The sequence below is a fragment of the Bacteroides zhangwenhongii genome, assembly GCF_009193325.2.
Lineage (GTDB): Bacteria > Bacteroidota > Bacteroidia > Bacteroidales > Bacteroidaceae > Bacteroides > Bacteroides zhangwenhongii.
Genome location: NZ_CP059856.1, coordinates 1,658,237 through 1,678,705, shown reverse-complemented (window position 1 = coordinate 1,678,705; position 20,469 = coordinate 1,658,237). Strand labels below are relative to the sequence as shown.

Annotated in this window: 15 protein-coding genes and 1 tRNA gene; 11 read left to right on the top strand and 5 right to left on the bottom strand. The window is 40.9% G+C overall.

The features are described from left to right. The first annotated feature begins 2 nt into the window (after window positions 1-2). Complete coding sequence (locus tag GD630_RS06705; RefSeq protein ID WP_143868684.1) at window positions 3-1,286, top strand: M16 family metallopeptidase; 1,284 nt, start codon at window positions 3-5, stop codon at window positions 1,284-1,286. 86 nt (window positions 1,287-1,372) lie between these two features. After that, the gene (locus GD630_RS06700; RefSeq protein ID WP_143868682.1) at window positions 1,373-2,542 is read left to right on the top strand and encodes an MORN repeat-containing protein; all 1,170 of its coding nucleotides are present in this window, start codon (window positions 1,373-1,375) and stop codon (window positions 2,540-2,542) included. A 134-nt stretch (window positions 2,543-2,676) separates the two neighbouring features. Here GD630_RS06700 and GD630_RS06695 read toward each other — a convergent pair whose 3' ends face one another. Further along, window positions 2,677-3,615 (bottom strand): ribose-phosphate pyrophosphokinase, encoded by a 939-nt coding sequence (locus GD630_RS06695; protein ID WP_007755426.1) that lies wholly within the window; start codon window positions 3,613-3,615, stop codon window positions 2,677-2,679. 286 nt (window positions 3,616-3,901) lie between these two features. Between GD630_RS06695 and GD630_RS06690 the strand changes: the two genes are divergently transcribed. The 3 genes from GD630_RS06690 to GD630_RS06680 are packed head-to-tail and all read left to right on the top strand — an operon-like array spanning window position 3,902 to window position 10,403. Further along, window positions 3,902-8,146 carry a DUF5113 domain-containing protein gene (locus tag GD630_RS06690; protein ID WP_143868680.1) on the top strand — a complete coding sequence of 1,415 codons (4,245 nt, stop codon included), beginning with the start codon at window positions 3,902-3,904 and terminating at the stop codon, window positions 8,144-8,146. 36 nt (window positions 8,147-8,182) lie between these two features. Then, window positions 8,183-8,911 (top strand): DUF5932 domain-containing protein, encoded by a 729-nt coding sequence (locus GD630_RS06685; RefSeq protein ID WP_143868678.1) that lies wholly within the window; start codon window positions 8,183-8,185, stop codon window positions 8,909-8,911. Window positions 8,912-8,948: 37 nt separating this feature from the next. After that, window positions 8,949-10,403: an AbgT family transporter gene (locus GD630_RS06680; RefSeq protein ID WP_143868676.1), complete on the top strand. Its 1,455-nt coding sequence runs from the start codon at window positions 8,949-8,951 to the stop codon at window positions 10,401-10,403. Between the two features lie 66 nt (window positions 10,404-10,469). Here GD630_RS06680 and GD630_RS06675 read toward each other — a convergent pair. After that, a tRNA-Arg gene (locus GD630_RS06675) sits at window positions 10,470-10,543 on the bottom strand. Window positions 10,544-10,830: 287 nt separating this feature from the next. Here GD630_RS06675 and GD630_RS06670 point away from each other — a divergent pair. The 4 genes from GD630_RS06670 (at window position 10,831) to GD630_RS06655 (ending at window position 15,121) form a co-directional block, all read left to right on the top strand. After that, window positions 10,831-11,565 carry a hypothetical protein gene (locus GD630_RS06670; RefSeq protein WP_007760655.1) on the top strand — a complete coding sequence of 245 codons (735 nt, stop codon included), beginning with the start codon at window positions 10,831-10,833 and terminating at the stop codon, window positions 11,563-11,565. A gap of 369 nt (window positions 11,566-11,934) precedes the next feature. Continuing rightward, complete coding sequence (locus tag GD630_RS06665) at window positions 11,935-12,609, top strand: DUF2461 domain-containing protein (protein WP_182505723.1); 675 nt, start codon at window positions 11,935-11,937, stop codon at window positions 12,607-12,609. Between the two features lie 34 nt (window positions 12,610-12,643). Then, on the top strand, window positions 12,644-13,090 hold the full coding sequence (locus GD630_RS06660) for a YhcH/YjgK/YiaL family protein (protein WP_143868674.1): 447 nt from the start codon (window positions 12,644-12,646) through the stop codon (window positions 13,088-13,090). An 18-nt stretch (window positions 13,091-13,108) separates the two neighbouring features. Next, complete coding sequence (locus GD630_RS06655; protein ID WP_143868671.1) at window positions 13,109-15,121, top strand: alpha amylase C-terminal domain-containing protein; 2,013 nt, start codon at window positions 13,109-13,111, stop codon at window positions 15,119-15,121. A gap of 72 nt (window positions 15,122-15,193) precedes the next feature. Here the strand turns inward: GD630_RS06655 and GD630_RS06650 are convergent, their stop codons facing one another. The 3 genes from GD630_RS06650 to GD630_RS06640 form a co-directional block, all read right to left on the bottom strand. Further along, window positions 15,194-15,682, bottom strand: coding sequence for a PepSY-like domain-containing protein (locus GD630_RS06650; protein ID WP_143868669.1), 489 nt, complete (start codon window positions 15,680-15,682; stop codon window positions 15,194-15,196). A gap of 93 nt (window positions 15,683-15,775) precedes the next feature. Then, window positions 15,776-17,473 (bottom strand): alpha-amylase family protein, encoded by a 1,698-nt coding sequence (locus GD630_RS06645; RefSeq protein ID WP_143868667.1) that lies wholly within the window; start codon window positions 17,471-17,473, stop codon window positions 15,776-15,778. Between the two features lie 47 nt (window positions 17,474-17,520). Next, window positions 17,521-18,327 carry a patatin-like phospholipase family protein gene (locus GD630_RS06640; RefSeq protein ID WP_143868665.1) on the bottom strand — a complete coding sequence of 269 codons (807 nt, stop codon included), beginning with the start codon at window positions 18,325-18,327 and terminating at the stop codon, window positions 17,521-17,523. Between the two features lie 102 nt (window positions 18,328-18,429). Here GD630_RS06640 and GD630_RS06635 point away from each other — a divergent pair, with 102 nt between their 5' ends. After that, window positions 18,430-19,932 (top strand): glutamine synthetase family protein, encoded by a 1,503-nt coding sequence (locus tag GD630_RS06635; protein ID WP_143868663.1) that lies wholly within the window; start codon window positions 18,430-18,432, stop codon window positions 19,930-19,932. A 274-nt stretch (window positions 19,933-20,206) separates the two neighbouring features. Further along, window positions 20,207-20,452, top strand: coding sequence for an RNA recognition motif domain-containing protein (locus GD630_RS06630; protein WP_007755457.1), 246 nt, complete (start codon window positions 20,207-20,209; stop codon window positions 20,450-20,452). The last annotated feature ends 17 nt before the right edge of the window (window positions 20,453-20,469 follow it).

Here is a 20,469-nt window from a genome sequence, read left to right as displayed (position 1 = left end):
TTATGGATCGCACGATACAGCCTGAGATACAACCTCTGAAAAATTTCCATATACAGACTCCTGTCAGGACAACGTTGCCGAATGGTATTCCGTTGACTGTTATTAATGCCGGCGAACAGGAAGTGGTGCGTATGGATGTACTTTTCTCCGGAGGTCGCTGGCAGCAGTCGCGGAAGTTGCAAGCTTTGTTTACGAACCGTATGTTGCGCGAAGGTACGACGAAATATACGGCTGCCACCATTGCGGAGAAATTGGATTATTATGGTTCGTGGCTAGAACTCTCCAGTTCTTCGGAGTATGCTTATATCACTGTTTATTCATTGAATAAGTATTTAGCGAAAACGTTGGAAGTGGTAGAGTCGATGATTAAGGAACCACTGTTTCCACAAAAGGAGCTTCAAACTATTCTGGATACCAATATCCAGCAATATTTGGTCAATACCTCTAAGGTTGATTTTCTTGCACATCGTAGTTTGCTGAAGTCTCTTTACGGTGAACAACATCCATGCGGGAAAATAGTGATGGAGGAGGATTATCATACCATAACTCCAGAAGTGCTTCGTGAGTTTTATGAGCGGTATTACCATTCCGGCAATTGCTCCATTTTCTTATCCGGCAAGGTGACGGATGATATCATCAGCCGTGTAACGGATATTTTCGGGATTCCGTTCGGGCAATATCAATTACAGATGCCGAAGTTGAGTTTCCCATTTGCGGCTATACCTGAGAAGAGGATTTTTACGGAACGTGAAGACGCTATGCAGAGCGCAGTGAAAATGGGATGTACCACCATTACTCGCGAACATCCCGACTATCCGAAGCTGCGTGTGCTGATGACATTGTTCGGAGGTTATTTCGGTAGCCGTCTGATGTCCAACATTCGCGAAGATAAAGGGTATACTTATGGCATATCGGCAGGAGTAGTATTTTATCCGGATAGCGGCTTGCTGATTGTTTCGACGGAGACGGATAATGAATATGTGGAGCCGTTAATACAGGAAGTATATCACGAAATAGATCGGTTGCACCAGGAGCCGGTATCTGCGGAAGAATTAAGGATGGTGCGCAACTATATGTTGGGAGAAATGTGCCGCAGTTATGAATCGCCTTTCTCTCTCTCGGATGCGTGGATATTTATAGCTACTTCCGGTTTGAAGGATGATTACTTCGCACGTTCTTTGCAAGCCGTAAACGAGATTACTCCTGCGGAAATACAGGATTTAGCGCAGCGTTATTTATGCAAAGAGACATTAAAAGAGGTCATTGCAGGTAAAAAGTTGTCATAATTTGCTTTCCGGTAAGGGGCTTTTTGGGAGAGAAATCGTATCTTTGTCCAAATCGTAATTCTAAAAATGAGTAACAACTAAAATAAATGAAGAAATATCTATATACTACACTTTTATTGGCTCTCCTAGCACAAGAGGGGGTAATGGCACAAGAAAATGAAGGGAAAAAGGGCGGATTCTTCGGAAAGATAAAAGATACATTCTCTACAGAAATAAAGATTGGCAACTATACTTTTAAGGATGGCAGTGTCTATACAGGAGAAATGAAAGGACGCAAGCCAAACGGGAAAGGAAAGACGGTCTTTAAAAATGGGGATGTCTACGAGGGTGAATATGTGAAGGGGAAACGTGAAGGGTATGGCATCTATATGTTTCCTGACGGAGAAAAGTACGAAGGACAATGGTATCAGGACCAACAGCACGGAAAAGGTATTTATTATTTTATGAATAACAACCGTTATGACGGTATGTGGTATCAGGACTACCAGCATGGCAAGGGGACGATGTATTATCACAACGGTGACTTGTATGTAGGTGGTTGGGTGAATGATAAGCGTGAGGGTGAAGGTACGTATACTTGGGCGAATGGCGCTAAATATACCGGTCATTGGAAGAATGACAAGAAAAACGGTAAGGGTACTATGAACTGGGATGACGGATGTAAATATGAAGGAGACTGGAAAGATGATGTCCGTCATGGAAAAGGGGTATTTGAATATACTAACGGAGATAAATATGAGGGTGACTGGGCAGATGATATCCAGCATGGAAAGGGTACTTATTTTTTCCATACGGGAGATCGTTACGAAGGTTCTTATCTCTTGGGTGAACGTACGGGTGAGGGAATTTACTATCATGCTAACGGTGATAAGTATGTAGGTAACTTCAAGGATGGTATGCAAGATGGGAAAGGAACTTTTACCTGGTCGAATGGTGCTGTGTATGAAGGTGACTGGAAAAATAACAGACGCGAGGGTAAGGGTATCTACAAATGGAGCAATGGTGATGTGTATGAGGGGGATTGGAAAGATAACCGTCCGAATGGTGAAGGTACTTTAAAGACTGCTGCGGGTATGCAATACAAAGGTGGCTTCGTTGATGGATTGGAAGAAGGACAAGGGGTTCAGATTGATAAAGACGGCAACCGTTTCGATGGTTTCTTCAAACAAGGAAAGAAGAATGGTCCTTTTGTGGAAACTGATAAAGACGGGAAGATAATCAGAAAGGGAACATACAAATTCGGAAGACTTCAATAAAGTTGAAAATTGAGAGTTGGAAGTTGAAAGTTGGCTGCGCAATGGAGACAGCGTTATCAAATAAAAATAATCACAGGTTTAGTTTTTACCTTACCTGCGATTATTTTTTTATTTAGTTGAAAATGAAGTTTCGACTAGATGATGTACTGTGAGCTGATTGACTCGTTATTCATAACTCGTTTGATTGTCTCAGCAAACATATCGGCGATACTTAACTGTTTTACTTTCGCACACTTCTTTGCGTAAGGAATGCTGTCGGTAAATACCATTTCTGTCAGACCGGATTCCTGTACACGGAATGAAGCGGGATCGGACATTACGCAGTGACTGGCGATAGCACGTACAGACTTTGCACCGGCTTCCAACATAATGTTGGCTGCTTTGGTGATTGTTCCGGCTGTGTCTACGATATCGTCGATCAATACTACATTTTTATCTTTCACATCACCGATGATCTGCATGGAAGCAACTTCATTGGCTTTCTCACGCGACTTGTTGCAAAGTACCAACGGTACACCGAGATATTTGGAGAAAGTGCTGGCACGTTTTGAACCTCCTACGTCCGGTGTAGCAATCACCAGATCCTCCAATTTCAATGACTGGATGTAGGGGAGGAATACGGCTGACGCATACAGGTGGTCTACCGGAATATCGAAGAATCCCTGAATCTGGTCTGCGTGCAGGTCCATAGTAATCAGTCGGTCGATACCTGCAACGGAAAGCAGGTCGGCTACTAGTTTAGCTCCGATAGATACACGAGGTTTGTCTTTTCTATCCTGACGAGCCCATCCGAAATAGGGAATTACAGCTACAATGCTCTTTGCTGATGCACGTTTTGCCGCGTCAACCATCAGGAGAAGTTCCATTAAGTTGTCTGAGTTTGGGAATGTGGATTGAACCAAGAATACATGGGCGCCACGAATTGATTCCTCATATGAAACAGCAAATTCGCCATCGGCAAAATGGGTAATGTTCATATTTCCCAGAGGACAATTCAGGCTTGCGCAGATTTTTTCTGCAAGATATCTCGAGTTTGTTCCCGAGAATACCATAAAGGGTGCTTTTTCGCTCATTTTGTAATAGATGTTTTACCTATTTGTTAATTTGCCTGCAAAGGTAGGAATTTCTCTTATTATTTAGAAGGACTTATTGTATAAAAAATCATTTTCTCTCCAACTTATCGGAAATATTTGTAGATTTGCGTAATTAATGGATAGTTGACGATGGATAATGAAAAGGATCTCTTTAAATAATAATGTCCGAAGAATAGGTAATGAGGCACAGCATAGCTCATTATCGATTATTTATTATCCGTTATCTATTCTGATAATTCTTTCTTTGTTCTTCTCGTGCACTGATATGGTGCCGACTAAAGAGGTGCGTTTGATTGATTCGCTTAATGGAACAGCGTATGCTTATCGTTACCGAAACCTGGATTCTTCTTATAAATATGCCGAACAGGCTTATAGTAAGGTGAACTTTTATAAGTCGGGGAAAGCGGAAGCTTTAAATAATCTGGGATTCTGGGCTTTTATGAATATGGATTTTGACCGTGCCGAAGCGTCTCATAAAGAGGTCTATAAACTGACTAAAAACGAACTTGAGCTTTTGATTGCCGATATCGGACTGATGAAAATCTGTCAGAGGACGGCAATGAACAAAGAATTTTATGATTATAGGAACAGTGCGTTGAGACGTATGAAACGTATTCGTGAGGAAAGTGATTTGTTTGCCGACAGGCACGAAAAGCTTCGGTTGGATTATGCTTTTACGGAGTTCTTTATTGTTTCCGCCATTTATTACTATTACCTTCAGCAACGACAGGAAGCGATTGCGTCGCTCAGTCATATTCCGGAAGAGGAAGCATTGGCGGATACTAATCAATTGCTTTACTATCATTATCTTAAAGGGGCCGCTTCTCTGGTTGAAGCAAAGACACCGGAAGAGAGAAAACTACGTGAGTTTGATCATTTATATTATACTTGGCGGACGGCTGTTCAGAGCAATCATCCTTATTTCGAAGGAAATGGTTTGCAAGGTCTTGCCAACTTGATGGCTTCTTCCGATAGTTTCGAGTTTTTCCAGACAAGGAGAGGACATATGCTGGAGCAGTTTGCTTTGCCGGTAGATTCTCTTTTACCTTTGCGCATGGCACAACTCGCGCTTGAAAGGTTCCGCCAATATAATGACTTGTATCAGATTGCCGGAGCGTATGTTTCTATCGGAAAATATCTGAATGCGCACGGACGATATTCGGAAGCGCTGGATACACTCACGAAAGCGTTGGATTGTGTGAATCGCCATCATATACTTTATTATCATCATGAAGCGGATACATTGGATAAGCTGCATACGTTTGCAGAAGGTGATACTACCTATACGGGAGTGCCTTGGATTGCGCAGGAAAATGTGAAGACCGTTCCTGAATGGATTTCAAGGATTCGGGAACAATTGAGTGTATCGTATGCAGGGCTCGGAATGAAATATGCTTCTGATTATAATCGGAATATTTATCTGGATATTTTGAATTTTACCCGCCAGGACAAGGAACTGGAAAGTCGTTATGTGTCATTGGAAGCCGGTTCGCGACAGATGACGCTTGTACTTTCTCTGGTGATTGCCGGATTGGTATTGGTGGTGATTTTCTGGTGGTTCTTTAATAAGCGTTCTAAAATAAGAAACCGGTTGGATGTGGAACGTTTGCAGCAGATTTTAGGACTCTGCCGGGATATTACTTCATCCATCCCAATGAATGTTCCTTTGATTCAGCAGGGGATAGATCAGTTGTTTGGAAAGGGACGTATGAAATTGGAAATATCGGAGGAAGGTAAGGCGACGTTGTGCTCTGGATATCGGCTGAGCCGCGACGAGAAGGCTTTGGTCCACGTATTGGAGCCTTATATTATTTGGGCGGCTGACAATGAGCAGATGGTGGAAGCATTGAGTGACGAGCGGATGCAATTGGAAAAACAGCGGTATATCTATGAGCAGCATATTGCTGGAAATAAACGCCAGAACTTGATAAAAAAAGCCTGTATGGCTATCGTAAATGGTATCAATCCGTATATTGACCGTATTCTGAATGAAGTACATAAGTTGACGGAACGGGGATATATCGATGATGAAAAGATCAAGAAAGAGAAGTACCAGTATATCGACGAATTGGTTACTACGATCAATGAATATAATGATATTCTGGCTCTCTGGATTAAAATGAAGCAAGGAACGCTCAGCTTGAATATTGAGACATTCGGCCTCAATGAGTTATTTGAACTGGTAGGGAAAGGACGGCGTGCTTTTGAGATGAAAAAACAGACTTTGGAGATTGAACCGACCGTTGCCACGGTGAAGGCCGACCGTGCATTGACTCTGTTTATGATTAATACGATGACGGAGAATGCGCGTAAATATACTCCGGAAGGTGGGAACATCAAGGTATACGCGCGTATGACGGATACTTATGTGGAGATTTCCGTAGAAGATAACGGACGAGGTATTTCAACGGAGGATGTGGAGCGTATCATTGGTGAGAAGGTGTATGATTCGCGCGTAATCGGGATGAAGAATGCAGAGGATCCGGAGGAACTGAAAGAAAACAAGGGGAGTGGCTTCGGATTAATGAACTGTAAGGGAATCATTGAGAAATATAAGAAGACGAATGATTTGTTCCGTGTGTGTGCTTTCAATGTGGAAAGTGAATTGGGTAAGGGGAGTCGTTTCTATTTTCGTTTGCCTTTAGGGATACGTAAGATAGTCGGTGTATTGCTTTGCCTGTTGCTTCCGGTAGGGATGGTGTCGTGTGTGCATGATTCTATTTCCCCCATGCTGCAGGAAGGAGATTCGATAGTTGTGGTTACGGATTCGGTATATGAGGATTTGCTGGATGCTGCGTCGGACTATGCAAATGCGGCATATTTTGCTAATGTGGATGAAGAATATGAACTAGCTTTGCAGTATATCGATTCGGCTATGATGTTATTGAACGGGCATTATGAGAAATATGCACGGGCGGAACATCCGCATCGTTATATGAAATTGGTCGGTGAGGGGATACCTGCCGAGATTAGTTGGTGGAATGAGTTGTTTGACTCGGATTATCATGTGATTCTGGACATAAGAAACGAAGCGGCAGTCGCTTTTCTGGCTTTGAAACAACTGGATGCGTACAGTTATAATAATTCGGCATTTACGGATTTGTATAAGTTGCAAGGAGAAGATCAGACGTTGGAGGCATATTGCAAGCAGTTGGAACGTTCGAATACGAACAAGACGGTGGGGATCATTTTATGTTTTGTCCTGTTGGTGGTTTTGTTGGTCGGGTACTATTTTCTGTATATGCGCAAGCGGCTGCAGAACCGACTGAATCTTGAACAGGTGCTCGAGATAAATCAAAAAGTGTTTGCAGCCTCTTTGGTCAGACCACAGGAGCAAGAGGATGCAGAAGCACTCCAACGAGAGGAGAGTACGCTGAAGGAAATCCCGCAACGCATAGTGGATGAAGCATTCGGGTCTGTAAATGAATTGCTTACGATTGACCGGATGGGTATTGCAGCGTATAATGAAACGACGCATAGGCTGGAATACGCTTCATGTCCCGGTCAGGAGATGCCGGAGATGGTACAGCAATGTTTTGATTCCGGTGAGTATCTTGAACGACGGCATTATCTGGCTATTCCATTGAAGGTGGAAGCGGGAGGGGAACACCAGTGTGTCGGTGTGCTTTATCTGGAACGCAGGGAAGGGTCGGAGCAGGAAACAAATCGTCTGTTGTTTGAATTGGTGGCACGCTATGTGGCGATTGTGATATTTAATGCGGTGGTGAAATTGGCTACGAAATATCGGGATATTGAGTCGGCGCATGAAGAGGCACGACGTGCTCTTTGGGAAGACAGTATGTTGCATGTACAAAATATGGTATTGGATAATTGCCTGTCTACGATTAAACATGAAACAATTTATTATCCGAATAAGATCAAACAAATTGTCGGTAGGCTCAATATGCAGAATATTTCAGAGAAGGAAGAACGTGAGGCTGTGGAGACAATGACCGAATTGATTGAATATTATAAAGGAATCTTTACGATTCTAAGTTCGTGCGCTTCCCGTCAGTTGGAAGAGGTTACTTTCCGGCGGGTGGTGATTCCTGTACAGGAACTTTTGGATACTGCCGGAAAATACTTCAGAAAGTCAATGAAGAATCGGACGGAGAGGATAGAACTGGAGATAGGAACGGTGGACGCAAAAGTGATAGGAGATCTGAATCAGTTGCGCTTCCTATTGGAAAACCTGATTGACGAAGCGTTGGCGGTTCACGAAGATGGTCTGTTGCGTTTGCAGGCACGGCAGGATGATGAATATATTCGCTTTCTTTTTGCGGATACAAGACGCGAGAAGAGTATGGAGGAACTGAACCTGTTGTTTTATCCGAATCTGGCACGTATGACTGCCGGTGAAAAAGGGGAGTTGCGTGGTACGGAATATTTGGTCTGTAAACAGATTATCCGCGATCATGATGAGTTTGCAGGACGCAGGGGATGTCGTATTAATGCCGAACCTGCTGCAGATGGAGGATTTACGGTTTATTTTACTGTACCGCGTAGATAAAATAAGGAAAACACATAAAAGTTTTTAGATAAGGAAATGGAAGAACAGAAATTTAAAGTAATTATTGTAGAGGATGTAAAATTGGAGTTGAAAGGCACGGAGGAGATATTCCGTCACGAAATACCGAATGCGGAAGTGATCGGTACCGCCATGACAGAGAATGAATTCTGGCCCTTGATGGAAGCCCAACTTCCTGATTTGGTTTTGCTGGATCTGGGTCTGGGGGGCTCTACCACTATCGGAGTAGATATTTGTCGGAATATATTCAAACGTTATAAGGGGGTTCGTGTGCTGATCTTCACCGGTGAGATCTTGAATGAAAAATTATGGGTGGATGTGCTGAATGCCGGTGCCGACGGAATTATTCTCAAGACAGGAGAGTTGCTTACTAAAACGGATGTACAGGCTGTAATGGATGGAAAGAAGCTAGTGTTCAATTATCCGATTCTAGAAAAGATTGTAGACCGTTTTAAGAAGTCTGTCGCTAATGATGCAAAACGTCAGGAGGCGGTTATCAGTTATGATATTGATGAATATGACGAGCGTTTTCTCCGTCATTTGGCATTAGGATATACGAAGGAGATGATTGCAAATCTGAAAGGTATGCCCTTCGGCGTGAAATCATTGGAAAAACGGCAGAATGACCTTGTCGGACGTCTTTTCCCGAATGGAGAGCGGGTGGGGGTGAATGCTACCCGGTTGGCTGTGCGTGCATTGGAATTGCGCATTATTGATCTGGATAATCTGGAGCCTGATGATGAATAACTAAGGAAAGCTGACGAAGAATAAATCCTGAAAAGCGATGAAGACAAAATGGCGTATGCCCCATCCTGCTACGATGTTTATGCTGTTGACGATGGCAGTGGTTTTTCTTTCATGGATATGCGATATCTATGGGTTAAAGGTGACATTGCCGCAAACCGGTGAAGACATTCGTGTGCAAAGTCTGTTGAGTCCGGAAGGTATTCGCTGGTGGTTGCGCAACGCAATTAAGAATTTTACAGGATTTGCTCCTTTGGGGATGGTAATCATCGCGATGTTCGGACTTGGGGTTGCCCAACATTCCGGGTTTATTAATGCGTGTATCCGTTTGGGGGTGGGGAACAGGAAAGAGAAAAAGAGAATTATTCTTTGGGTAATTGTTCTAGGGTTATTATCGAATGCCATTGGTGACGGTGGGTATATAATTTTGTTGCCTATTGCTGCTATGTTGTTCCAATGGGTAGGTCTCCATCCGATTGCCGGAATTGTAACGGCTTATGTTTCCGTTGCGTGTGGATATAGTGCCAATATTGTATTAAGTACGATGGACCCGTTATTAGCTCATACCACACAAGAGGCTGCTTTAGCGCAGACTGGATATCAAGGGAACACCGAACCTCTTTGCAATTATTTCTTTATGAGTGCTTCTACGGTGGTTATTACTGCTATTGTTTATTGGGTGACTGAGAAATGGCTTATTCCTAAGTTAGGGAATTATGAAGGGGGGATAAAGGTGGAAGCTTACCGGCCTCTGTCCCGCAAAGAACGGCGTGCTATTATGATCTCTATTGTTGTGGCAGCTATTTATGTGGCTCTTATTTTGTGGCTTACTTTTTCTTCTTACGGGATTCTACGTGGGGTAAACGGTGGTTTAATGCATTCACCTTTTATTGCAGGTATTTTGTTTCTTCTTTCATTGGGAGCCGGTATCACAGGAATGGCATACGGCTTCAGCTCCGGTCGTTATCGTACGGATAATGACGTCATAGAAGGGTTAACGCAACCCATGAAACTTCTTGGTGTTTATTTTGTAATTGCTTTTTTTGCAGCACAGATGTTTGCATGTTTCGAGTATTCACATCTGGATAAGTGCCTTGCCATCATGGGAGCGGAACTGCTTTCTTCTTTTGAACCTGCTCCATTGGCTGCTTTGGTATTGTTTATCCTGTTTACAGCAACTGTCAATCTTATTATGGTATCTGCTACCTCTAAATGGGCTTTTATGTCTTTCATATTTATTCCGATGTTTGCGCAAATGGGGATTACTCCGGACATTGTACAATGTGCTTTTCGCATAGGGGATAGCTCGACCAATGCAATCACTCCTTTCTTGTTTTATATGCCTTTGGTATTGACTTATATGCGGCAATATGACAAGCGAATTACGTATGGAGTTTTGCTTAAATATACTTGGAGATATTCACTGGCTATCTTGTTTGCCTGGACATTATTGTTTGTTGTCTGGTATTTGTTGGAGATACCGGTCGGACTGTAAAATGTTTAATATCAGTCATTTAAAAGAAAAATCCGATAACGTTTAACTGTTACCGGATGTTAATAGTGATTCCGTTGCGATTCGAACGCAAGACCCACGCCTTAGAAGGGCGTTGCTCTATCCAGCTGAGCTACGGAACCATCCTTATTTGCGGATGCAAAGGTAGTGCTTTTTGTGGAATATCAAAAACTTTTGGCTGATTTTTTATTTGTATTTTTCTTTTTGGTTATGAATCAGCTATTTATAGAATACAAATATTGGGTGTCTTCTATATATGGTAGGATAATTAAATAGAGGAATGCCCTTTTTACGAAGAATAACGAACGTTATATAGGTTTCAAAAAGCTCAAAAAACTTAAATAGGGTTGTGTTTTTCTATTATAAGGTTTACTTTTGAACGATAAACAACTAAAAAACACATAAAGTTATGAAGAAATTTATTTTTTTATTTGCATTTTGTATTACTGTTACTAACATTTTTGCACAGACCGACCCTAACCAAATTAAAAAAGAAGGAAATGACGCATTCAATGCTAAAAATTATCCCGTAGCGTATGCTAAGTTTAGTGAATACTTGAAGCAAACTAATAATCAAGATTCTGCAACAGCTTATTATTGTGGTATGGCTGCCGATGAGATAAAGAAATATGCCGAAGCTGTTACTTATTTTGATATAGCAATTCAAAAGAAGTTCAATATAGGGAATGCATACGCTCGTAAGGCTGCGGCTTTGGATGCGTTGAAGAAAACTGACGAATATGTGGCTACATTAGAAGAAGGCTTGAAGGTAGATCCTAACAATAAGGTAATGGTGAAAAATTATGGTCTTCACTTTTTGAAAGCGGGGCTTGCCGCTCAGAAAGCAGGTAAGGCAGAAGAAGCAGAAGAAAACTTTAAAAAAGTAATTCCTTTGAATCATAAGACATACAAAACGAATGCGTTGTATAGTTTGGGTGTTTTGTGTTACAATGATGGAGCTAATATTTTAAAGAAAGCTGCTCCTTTGGCAAACTCTGATGCGGATAAATATGCTGCGGAAAAAGAGAAAGCTGATGCCAGATTCAAAGAAGCGGTAGATTATCTGGAAGAAGCTGCTAAAATATCTCCGGAGAATGCAAACGTTAAGAAAATGCTTCCTCAAGTGAAAGCTGCAATGAAGTAAATTAGACTATCATATAAAGAACTAGGAAGGGTTACCGATAGACATTGTCTGGGTAGCCCTTTTTTATAGTTATCTTTCTCTACCGGTTTTATAACTATAATTAACTGAAATATGCAGGTCTGTACTGAACAAAAATCTCATTTGTACTGTTATATTTATGTGTTTTTCATAGTATTAGATATAAGATTAATTAAAGAGATTGTACTCCACTTGTGAAAGCTAAAGTACATCAGAGACAGAAGAGTCTGTTTTTTTGATAAATGTGTTAGAGCATCGGTTTACTAAGCCGATGCTTTTTTTATCTCCTTTTGTGTCCTTTTGTAGTTTATATGAAATAAAATTTGTACGTTTGTAGGGTAATAATAGAAAATGATAAAGATGAACATACCTGTTATCTTTCAGTTTTTAAAAGATCTTTCTGCGAATAATAATCGCGAGTGGTTTAATGAGCATAAAGCGGAATATGAATTGGCTCGTGCTGAGTTTGATAACTTTCTGGCAACAGTGATTGCCCGTATATCTCTGTTTGACGAAACGATTCGGGGAATTCAACCCAAAGACTGTACTTATCGTATTTACCGGGATACCCGCTTTTCTGCTGATAAAACACCCTATAAAATACATTTTGGAGGATATATTAATGCGAAAGGCAAGAAATCAAATCATTGCGGATATTATGTGCATTTGCAACCGAATGGTTCTATGCTTGCCGGAGGAAGTCTCTGTCTACCTTCAAATGTCTTAAAAGCTGTCCGGCAATCTATTTATGATAATATTGAAGAATTTGTTGCTATTGCAGAAGACCCGGAATTTAAGAAATATTTTCCGGTGATAGGGGAGGATTTCTTGAAAACCGCTCCTAAAGGCTTTCCGAAAGATTTCAAGTATATTGACTATTTGAAGTGCAAAGAATACATCTGTTCTTATAATGTCTCTGATAGTTTCTTTACTCAATCTGATGTGTTGGAGCAAATAGACAAGGTGTTCCGGCAATTCAAACGGTTTGCCGATTTTATTAATTACACTATTGATGATTTTGAATAATACCTAAAATATAAACTTTAAAATTGAACTTGATATGGTAGTAGATACTTTAGAAAATCTGGAGAAATATGCGTCTTTGAATCCGTTGTTTGCACAAGCTATTGAGTTTTTAAAATCTCATGATCTTCAGGCTATGGAAATAGGTAAGACGGAGTTGAAAGGAAAAGATTTGTTGGTAAATATAGCACAAACCAAGCCTAAAACTAAGGAAGAAGCCAAGCTGGAGACACATCGTGATTTTATTGATATTCAGATTCCATTGTCAGGAACGGAAATCATGGGATATACCGCTGCAAAAGACTGTATTCCGGTAGATGCGCCTTATAATGCAGAAAAAGATATTACTTTTTTTGAAGGATTAGCTGAAACTTATATCACTGTGAAGCCGGGAATGTTTGCTATTTTCTTTCCTCAAGACGGACATGCCCCCGGCATTACTCCGGAGGGTGTGAAGAAAGTAATAGTAAAAGTAAAAGCATAATCTAAATTCAATTCTGATATGGAAAAGACACTTAATCTTATCAAAAATGACCCATGGCTGGAGCCTTTTGCTGATGCAATCACAGGCCGTCATCAATATGTGCTGAACAAGGAGGCCGAATTAACTAATAAAGGAAAGCAAACTCTTTCGGACTTTGCATCGGGATATCTTTACTTCGGATTGCATCGTACTGCCAAAGGATGGACTTTTCGTGAATGGGCGCCGAATGCTACACATATTTATATGGTAGGTACATTCAATAATTGGGAAGAAAAAGCTACTTACAAGTTGAAGAAACTGAAGAATGGAATTTGGGAAATCAATCTTCCGGAAGATGCTATTCATCATGGAGACTTGTACAAACTGAATATATATTGGGATGGCGGTCAAGGTGAACGTATTCCAGCTTGGGCTACACGGGTGGTTCAGGATGAACAGACAAAAATATTCAGTGCGCAAGTGTGGGCTCCGGAGAAGCCCTATAAATTTAAGAAGAAGGCATTTAAGCCTACCACTAATCCTTTGTTGATTTACGAATGCCATATTGGCATGGCACAACAGGAAGAGAAAGTTGGAAGCTATAATGAATTTCGTGAAAAGATACTTCCGCGTATCGCAAAGGAAGGATACAATTGCATTCAGATCATGGCTATTCAAGAACATCCATACTATGGGAGTTTCGGTTATCATGTATCTAGTTTCTTTGCTGCTTCTTCCCGTTTTGGTACTCCTGACGAATTGAAAGCCTTGATTGATGCGGCACATGAGATGGGAATTGCTGTAATTATGGATATCGTTCATTCTCATGCTGTAAAGAATGAGGTGGAAGGTTTAGGCAATTTTGCTGGTGATCCGAACCAGTATTTCTATCCGAGCGGGCGTCGCGAACATCCGGCTTGGGATTCTCTTTGTTTTGATTATGGTAAGAATGAAGTGATTCATTTCCTATTGTCTAACTGTAAGTTTTGGCTGGAAGAGTATAAATTTGACGGATTCCGTTTTGATGGGGTAACGTCTATGTTATATTATAGTCACGGTTTGGGAGAGGCGTTCTGTAATTATGGAGATTATTTCAACGGACATCAAGATGATAATGCGATTTGTTATCTGACGTTGGCTAATGAGGTGATTCACCAGGTTAATCCGAAAGCTATCACAATTGCAGAAGAAGTTTCCGGTATGCCGGGATTGGCTGCGAAAGTAGAAGACGGTGGTTACGGATTTGATTATCGCATGGCTATGAATATTCCGGATTACTGGATTAAGACGATTAAAGAAAAGATTGATGAGGACTGGAAACCTTCTAGTATGTTCTGGGAAGTCACCAATCGTCGCCAGGATGAGAAAACCATATCGTATGCGGAGAGTCATGACCAGGCATTGGTGGGAGATAAGACGATTATTTTCCGTTTGATTGATGCTGATATGTATTGGCATATGCAGAAAGGGGATGAAAATTATGTAGTCAATAGGGGTATTGCCTTACACAAAATGATCCGTCTGCTGACAGCCTCTACAATCAATGGAGGATATTTAAACTTTATGGGCAATGAGTTCGGTCATCCGGAATGGATTGACTTCCCGCGCGAAGGTAATGGATGGTCTTGCAAATATGCCCGTCGCCAATGGAATTTGGTAGATAATAAGGATCTTACTTATCATTATATGGGAGACTTTGATGCGGAAATGCTGAAAGTAATCAAGAGTGTAAAAAACTTCCAGGCAACACCTGTTCAGGAAATCTGGCATAATGATGGTGATCAGGTATTGGCATATGGTCGTAAGGATTTGATATTCGTCTTCAATTTTAATCCGAAACAGTCGTTCACCGATTATGGTTTTCTGGTGACTCCGGGCGCATACGAGGTTATACTGAATACGGATAATGTCTCGTTTGGAGGAAATGGCTTGACCGATGATTCTATCGTTCATTTTACAAATGCTGATCCGTTGTACAAAAAAGAAAAGAAAGAGTGGTTAAAACTCTATATACCTGCACGTACTGCTGTAGTGCTTAGAAAGAAGAAATAACTCTTTCCACACAGAATAGAAGCCCCTGCAAATCATTACATCTGCGGGGGCTTTTTTCTCTATGCACTCTTTTTAGTTAAGAAAAAATGTACTTGGACCGAGAATATCATGTAAATAACTCACGTTGCGGGTTTTCAACAAAACGCCCTGTGGAGTATAGAATAACTGATATTTAATGTCGACATTATCCTGGCCTACTTTAATCACTATAATGGCTTGCCATTTTGGGAATTCGACCATCGTTACATTATCTACCACCCAGCTTGCGTAAGATCCGGATACGAAAGCATTATAAACGGCAGGCGATAAACGGTCGAGGCTGACGAGGTCAGTCTGTGTCATAGCCCATTGCCCTTGAGTATTAAACCATACGTTTTTAGTGAATCCGTTCATTACAAAATTGGCACAATAATATCCATCATCTTGTGACCAAGCTATATCATTAGCCTTTGGATACATTTTCTTGAAAGTTGACTGAATATTACCGGGAGGAGTATTGGCAAAAGTGGATACGGATATTATCAAAAGTAACACGACTGTCCAAATATTAAATTTTTTCATAAGCTTTGAGTTTAGAGGATTATTAATTGTCTACTTAAAACAGCCTTTTTGAATATTTGTTTGAATGATGTGCATAAAATGAGAGTGTATAGTCTAATACGTGATTTTTAGAATCTTTCCGTTGTAAGCTCCCACTGCAATCTCTGTTGGTTTATATGGTAACAAACAGATCTCTTCTTTAGCCCCCGTCATCAGGTCAACCGCTTGAAAACTTTCCATTTGAGGAATTTGCAAGAAATCGAAAGCATGTGAAGGAATATTGATTGCAACGTCTACTAATTGACTATCGAAATTGATAACGAAAAACAACAGTTCATTTTTATATTTTCTCATGAAAGTATATTGCTTATGCTCATTGAAACGCCATCCGTTAATGTTAGCATACATCAAATCAAAGAATACTCCTTGCGTGATTGCTGGTTCTTCATTACAAAGTGTAAGTACCTTCTGATAGATATCATATAGGTATTTATGATCTTCGTTGAGCATTTTTCCATCAAACTTACCTCCGTTGCGCCAACGACGGATAGTCTCTACACTCCAGTAGTCAAAGATGGTGGTTCGCCCGTCTCTTCCGCTGAATCCTTCATTATCCATACCCATTTCTCCAAACTCCTGCCCAAAGTAAATCATCATGGGATTTGTATTCATACAGGCGGAAACAATGAGTGCCGGGACGCCTTTACGCGGATTACCGGCAAAGAAATCAGAAGCGATGCGTTGTTCGTCATGATTCTCAAGGAAATTAAGCATTCTTTTCTCAATCCCGTTCAGACTTTGCCAGCAATGTGTAATGGCGGTAGCAGATTCATATCCGCAGGCTACATTTCTTAAAGTATCATATAATCCTACTTTATCATACAAATAATCAAATTTTCCACGGAACAGATAGTTGCGGTATTCATTCGGATTGTAGACTTCTGCGATAAAAATAATTTCGGGATAAGCTTCTTTCACTTGTGGAATAGCCCATTCCCAAAACTCTACGGGGACCATTTCCGCCATATCGCAACGGAAGCCATCAATATTTTTTGATGCCCAGAAAAGAAGTATATCCAGCATCTTTATCCATGTATCCGGAGTCGGGGAGAAGTGACAGGTACCACCGTTTTGATAATCCACTCCGTAATTCAGTTTAATTGTCTCATACCAGTCATTGATATTAGGAGTAGCGTCAAAACGATTATTTCCGGTCGCTTTGGCCGGAAATTCATGGTAAGGCTCTGCAGCGCCGTTTTTCATGTCAAACTGAGCGCGAAGCTCGGCCTGAGGAATATAATAAAAATTGTTGTACGGACTGAAAGCCAAACTTGAATCATCGTTGACTCCCAATTCTGTCGTTCCGTCGGGCTGTGCATCCGAATGGTATTGACGGGCTACGTGGTTGGGCACAAAGTCTATAATCACTTTTAGCCCTGCACGATGAGTACGGTTCACCAGATTCTCAAATTCTTTCATGCGTCCCGGCACATCATTTGCCAAGTCGGGGTCAACATCATAATAATCTTTGATAGCATAGGGTGATCCGGCTTTACCTTTCACAACGGCAGGGTGGTCAGGCGCGATGTTGTAACGGCGATAATCTGTTTGTGTGGCATGTTCGATAATGCCTGTATACCATATATGTGTGCTACCTAGTTTTTTTATTTCTCCTAGTGCTTTCAGTGTGAAATCCGCCATTTTTCCACAACCGTTGGTACTGATATCCCCATTGTAAACACAGTGATTGTTATTATTTCCAAACAGGCGTGTGAACACTTGATAGATAATTATTTTCTTTTCGTCATTCATATCGAGTAGATTTTTATATTTATTGTTATTTGGAGGAAAAATATGGATTATCTCCATATATTCTCTTTTTCTTCCAATAATTGGTTGAGTACCTCGTTGGCAGTACTATATCCTTGTTCAAAGATTTCTTCTGCTTTTTCTAGTTCCGTATTGCTGTATCCGTATAAATTATAAGGCTCGATCAATAAATCGCATTTTTCTCTTTCGGGAAAAGTATTTGCACGGAACATAAAATGGAATGAACGCATAGCGATACTTACAATATTCATTTTATAATCTTGTGCCATGATAGGACTTACATTGACAGCCACTACTTTATCACAAATCCTGCGAAGAGTAGAAACCGGAAGATTCATCATCAGCCCGCCATCTACATAATTAGTGCCTTCTATGTTAACAGGAGCGAACATGACAGGCATACAGCAGGAAGCGGCTACCCGCTCCGCTATGGTGCCACGATGGAAATGAACCATACGTCCGTGGTCGAGATCGGTTGCGGTGATAATCAAAGGAATTTGTAAATCCTCCAGATTCTTAGCCTTTAAGTTTGTTCGGAGAAAATCAATAAACTCACAAAGGTCGAATAGCCCTTTCTTGGGAATAACCAATTTTGTTAAGTCCTGAAATTTATGTCCGGAGAAATAATCGAGAACTTTATGAGGTTCATTACCATCCGCGTAGAATACTCCTGCGAGTGCTCCGGCACTTACTCCGGAGATAATATCCGGTTTGACATCATGCTCCAAAAGAGCCTGCATTACTCCCAAATGGGCAAATCCTTTAATAAATCCTCCGCTTAGAGCATAGCCAATCTGATATTTCCGACTATTCCAGCTGTTTGTAAATACCTCCATGAGTTACTTTTTCGTTAGTTCGGCACGAATTTAGTGAATTTTTCCTTATCTTTGGCATTCAGCAAACCGTTTTAATCATATAACAACGAAAAACAACCGATTATGAATCAAGAATTATCAATGAATGCAAACCAATTGGTGGCATTCTTTCAGAAGCCGACTTCTGAATTTACTAAAGCCGATATTATTTCATTTATTCGAGAAAAAGATATCCGCATGGTCAATTTTATGTATCCGGCGGGAGACGGTCGTTTGAAAACACTGAACTTTGTTATTAATAATCAAGCTTATCTGGAAGCTATTCTCACTTGTGGAGAACGGGTAGACGGTTCCAGTCTTTTCTCTTTTATAGAGGCGGGCAGTAGTGACCTTTACGTGATTCCTCGTTTTTGCACAGCATTTGTTGATCCGTTTGCAGAAATACCGACTTTGTCCATGCTTTGTTCTTTCTTTAATAAAGATGGAGAACCGCTTGAAAGTGCGCCGGAACATACCCTGTACAAAGCAAGTAAGACCTTTACGGAAGTCACCGGAATGGAATTTCAAGCTATGGGCGAACTTGAATATTATGTAATAGCACCGGATACGGGTATGTTTCAAGCGACCGATCAGCGCGGTTATCATGAATCAGGCCCTTATGCGAAATTCAATGAGTTCCGCACCCAATGTATGTCTTATATCGCACAGACAGGCGGGCAAATAAAGTACGGACATTCCGAAGTGGGTAACTTTACTTTGGATGGCAATATTTATGAACAAAATGAAATAGAATTCTTGCCTGTTCCCGTATCACAGGCGGCAGACCAATTGATGATAGCCAAATGGGTGATCCGCAATTTAGGATATAAGTATGGATATAATGTAACATTCGCTCCTAAAATTACAGCAGGAAAAGCCGGCTCGGGGTTACATATCCATATGCGTATAATGAGGGACGGAAAGAACCAAATGCTGGCAGATGGCGTTTTGTCGGAAACGGCACGCAAGGCAATTGCAGGAATGATGCTGCTTGCTCCTTCAATCACTGCTTTCGGGAATACCAATCCAACTTCGTATTTCCGTCTTGTTCCTCATCAGGAAGCACCTACCAATGTTTGTTGGGGAGATCGCAACCGTTCTGTATTAGTGCGTGTACCTTTAGGGTGGGCTGCAAAAACAGATATGTGTACATTGGCAAACCCGTTAGAAGCTGAAAGCCATTTCGACACTAGCCAAAAGCAGACGGTAGAAATGCGTTCTCCGGACGGATCGGCGGATCTATATCAACTGTTGGCAGGCTTGGCTGTTGCCTGCCGTCATGGGTTTGAAATCGGAAACGCATTGGAGATTGCCCAAAAGACATATGTAAATGTGAATATCCATCAGAAAGAGAATGAAGATAAGCTGAAATCATTAGCGCAACTGCCGGATAGCTGTGAGGCTTCTGCCGATTGCCTGCAACAACAAAGAGCCATTTTTGAACAATATAATGTATTCAGTCCGGCAATGATTGATGGTATCATTCGTAAGCTTCGCAGTTATGGCGACAAGACATTACGTGCGGATTTGGAAGGAAAACCACAGGAAATGTTAGATTTGGTACATAAGTATTTTCATTGTGGATAGTGAAATTATAAAGGTATAAGGCTGTTTTTAGGGATATTGAACGTTAAGTATTGGCCTATTTTCATAAAAAAGATGTTTTATGAGAAGAAAAAGGGGCTAACATAGTGCGATATCCCTAAATAATGCTTTCCTTTGCATCAACAACAATAAAGAGGTTTATTGCGATTTGATTATTTTACATGAATCTTCTCATTTATTTGAGCATATCCATCTCTAATTTAGCTCTTCCCAAAACTTTCTTATTGAATTATTAATTTTTTATATTTGTATTTTTATGAATTTGTACATTGGAAATCTTAGCTATAATGTTAAGGAATCAGACCTGAGAAATGTAATGGAAGAGTATGGAACAGTTGCTTCAGTAAAGTTAATCACAGACCGTGAAACTAGAAGATCAAAAGGCTTTGCGTTTATCGAAATGCCGGATGATACAGAAGCTAACAACGCTATCAAGCAATTGAACGGTGCAGAATATGTAGGTCGTTCAATGGTAGTGAAAGAAGCTTTGCCAAGAAACTAAGACTGGATATACAGCCG

What these genes read in the sequence shown, in the direction of transcription:
- GD630_RS06705 (WP_143868684.1), top strand. Translation starts at nt 3, where the DNA reads ATGGATCGCACGATACAGCCTGAGATACAACCTCTGAAAAATTTCCAT.
- GD630_RS06700 (WP_143868682.1), top strand. Translation starts at nt 1,373, where the DNA reads ATGAAGAAATATCTATATACTACACTTTTATTGGCTCTCCTAGCACAA.
- GD630_RS06695 (WP_007755426.1), bottom strand. Translation starts at nt 3,615, where the DNA reads ATGAGCGAAAAAGCACCCTTTATGGTATTCTCGGGAACAAACTCGAGA.
- GD630_RS06690 (WP_143868680.1), top strand. Translation starts at nt 3,902, where the DNA reads ATGGTGCCGACTAAAGAGGTGCGTTTGATTGATTCGCTTAATGGAACA.
- GD630_RS06685 (WP_143868678.1), top strand. Translation starts at nt 8,183, where the DNA reads ATGGAAGAACAGAAATTTAAAGTAATTATTGTAGAGGATGTAAAATTG.
- GD630_RS06680 (WP_143868676.1), top strand. Translation starts at nt 8,949, where the DNA reads ATGAAGACAAAATGGCGTATGCCCCATCCTGCTACGATGTTTATGCTG.
- GD630_RS06670 (WP_007760655.1), top strand. Translation starts at nt 10,831, where the DNA reads ATGAAGAAATTTATTTTTTTATTTGCATTTTGTATTACTGTTACTAAC.
- GD630_RS06665 (WP_182505723.1), top strand. Translation starts at nt 11,935, where the DNA reads ATGATAAAGATGAACATACCTGTTATCTTTCAGTTTTTAAAAGATCTT.
- GD630_RS06660 (WP_143868674.1), top strand. Translation starts at nt 12,644, where the DNA reads ATGGTAGTAGATACTTTAGAAAATCTGGAGAAATATGCGTCTTTGAAT.
- GD630_RS06655 (WP_143868671.1), top strand. Translation starts at nt 13,109, where the DNA reads ATGGAAAAGACACTTAATCTTATCAAAAATGACCCATGGCTGGAGCCT.
- GD630_RS06650 (WP_143868669.1), bottom strand. Translation starts at nt 15,682, where the DNA reads ATGAAAAAATTTAATATTTGGACAGTCGTGTTACTTTTGATAATATCC.
- GD630_RS06645 (WP_143868667.1), bottom strand. Translation starts at nt 17,473, where the DNA reads ATGAATGACGAAAAGAAAATAATTATCTATCAAGTGTTCACACGCCTG.
- GD630_RS06640 (WP_143868665.1), bottom strand. Translation starts at nt 18,327, where the DNA reads ATGGAGGTATTTACAAACAGCTGGAATAGTCGGAAATATCAGATTGGC.
- GD630_RS06635 (WP_143868663.1), top strand. Translation starts at nt 18,430, where the DNA reads ATGAATCAAGAATTATCAATGAATGCAAACCAATTGGTGGCATTCTTT.
- GD630_RS06630 (WP_007755457.1), top strand. Translation starts at nt 20,207, where the DNA reads ATGAATTTGTACATTGGAAATCTTAGCTATAATGTTAAGGAATCAGAC.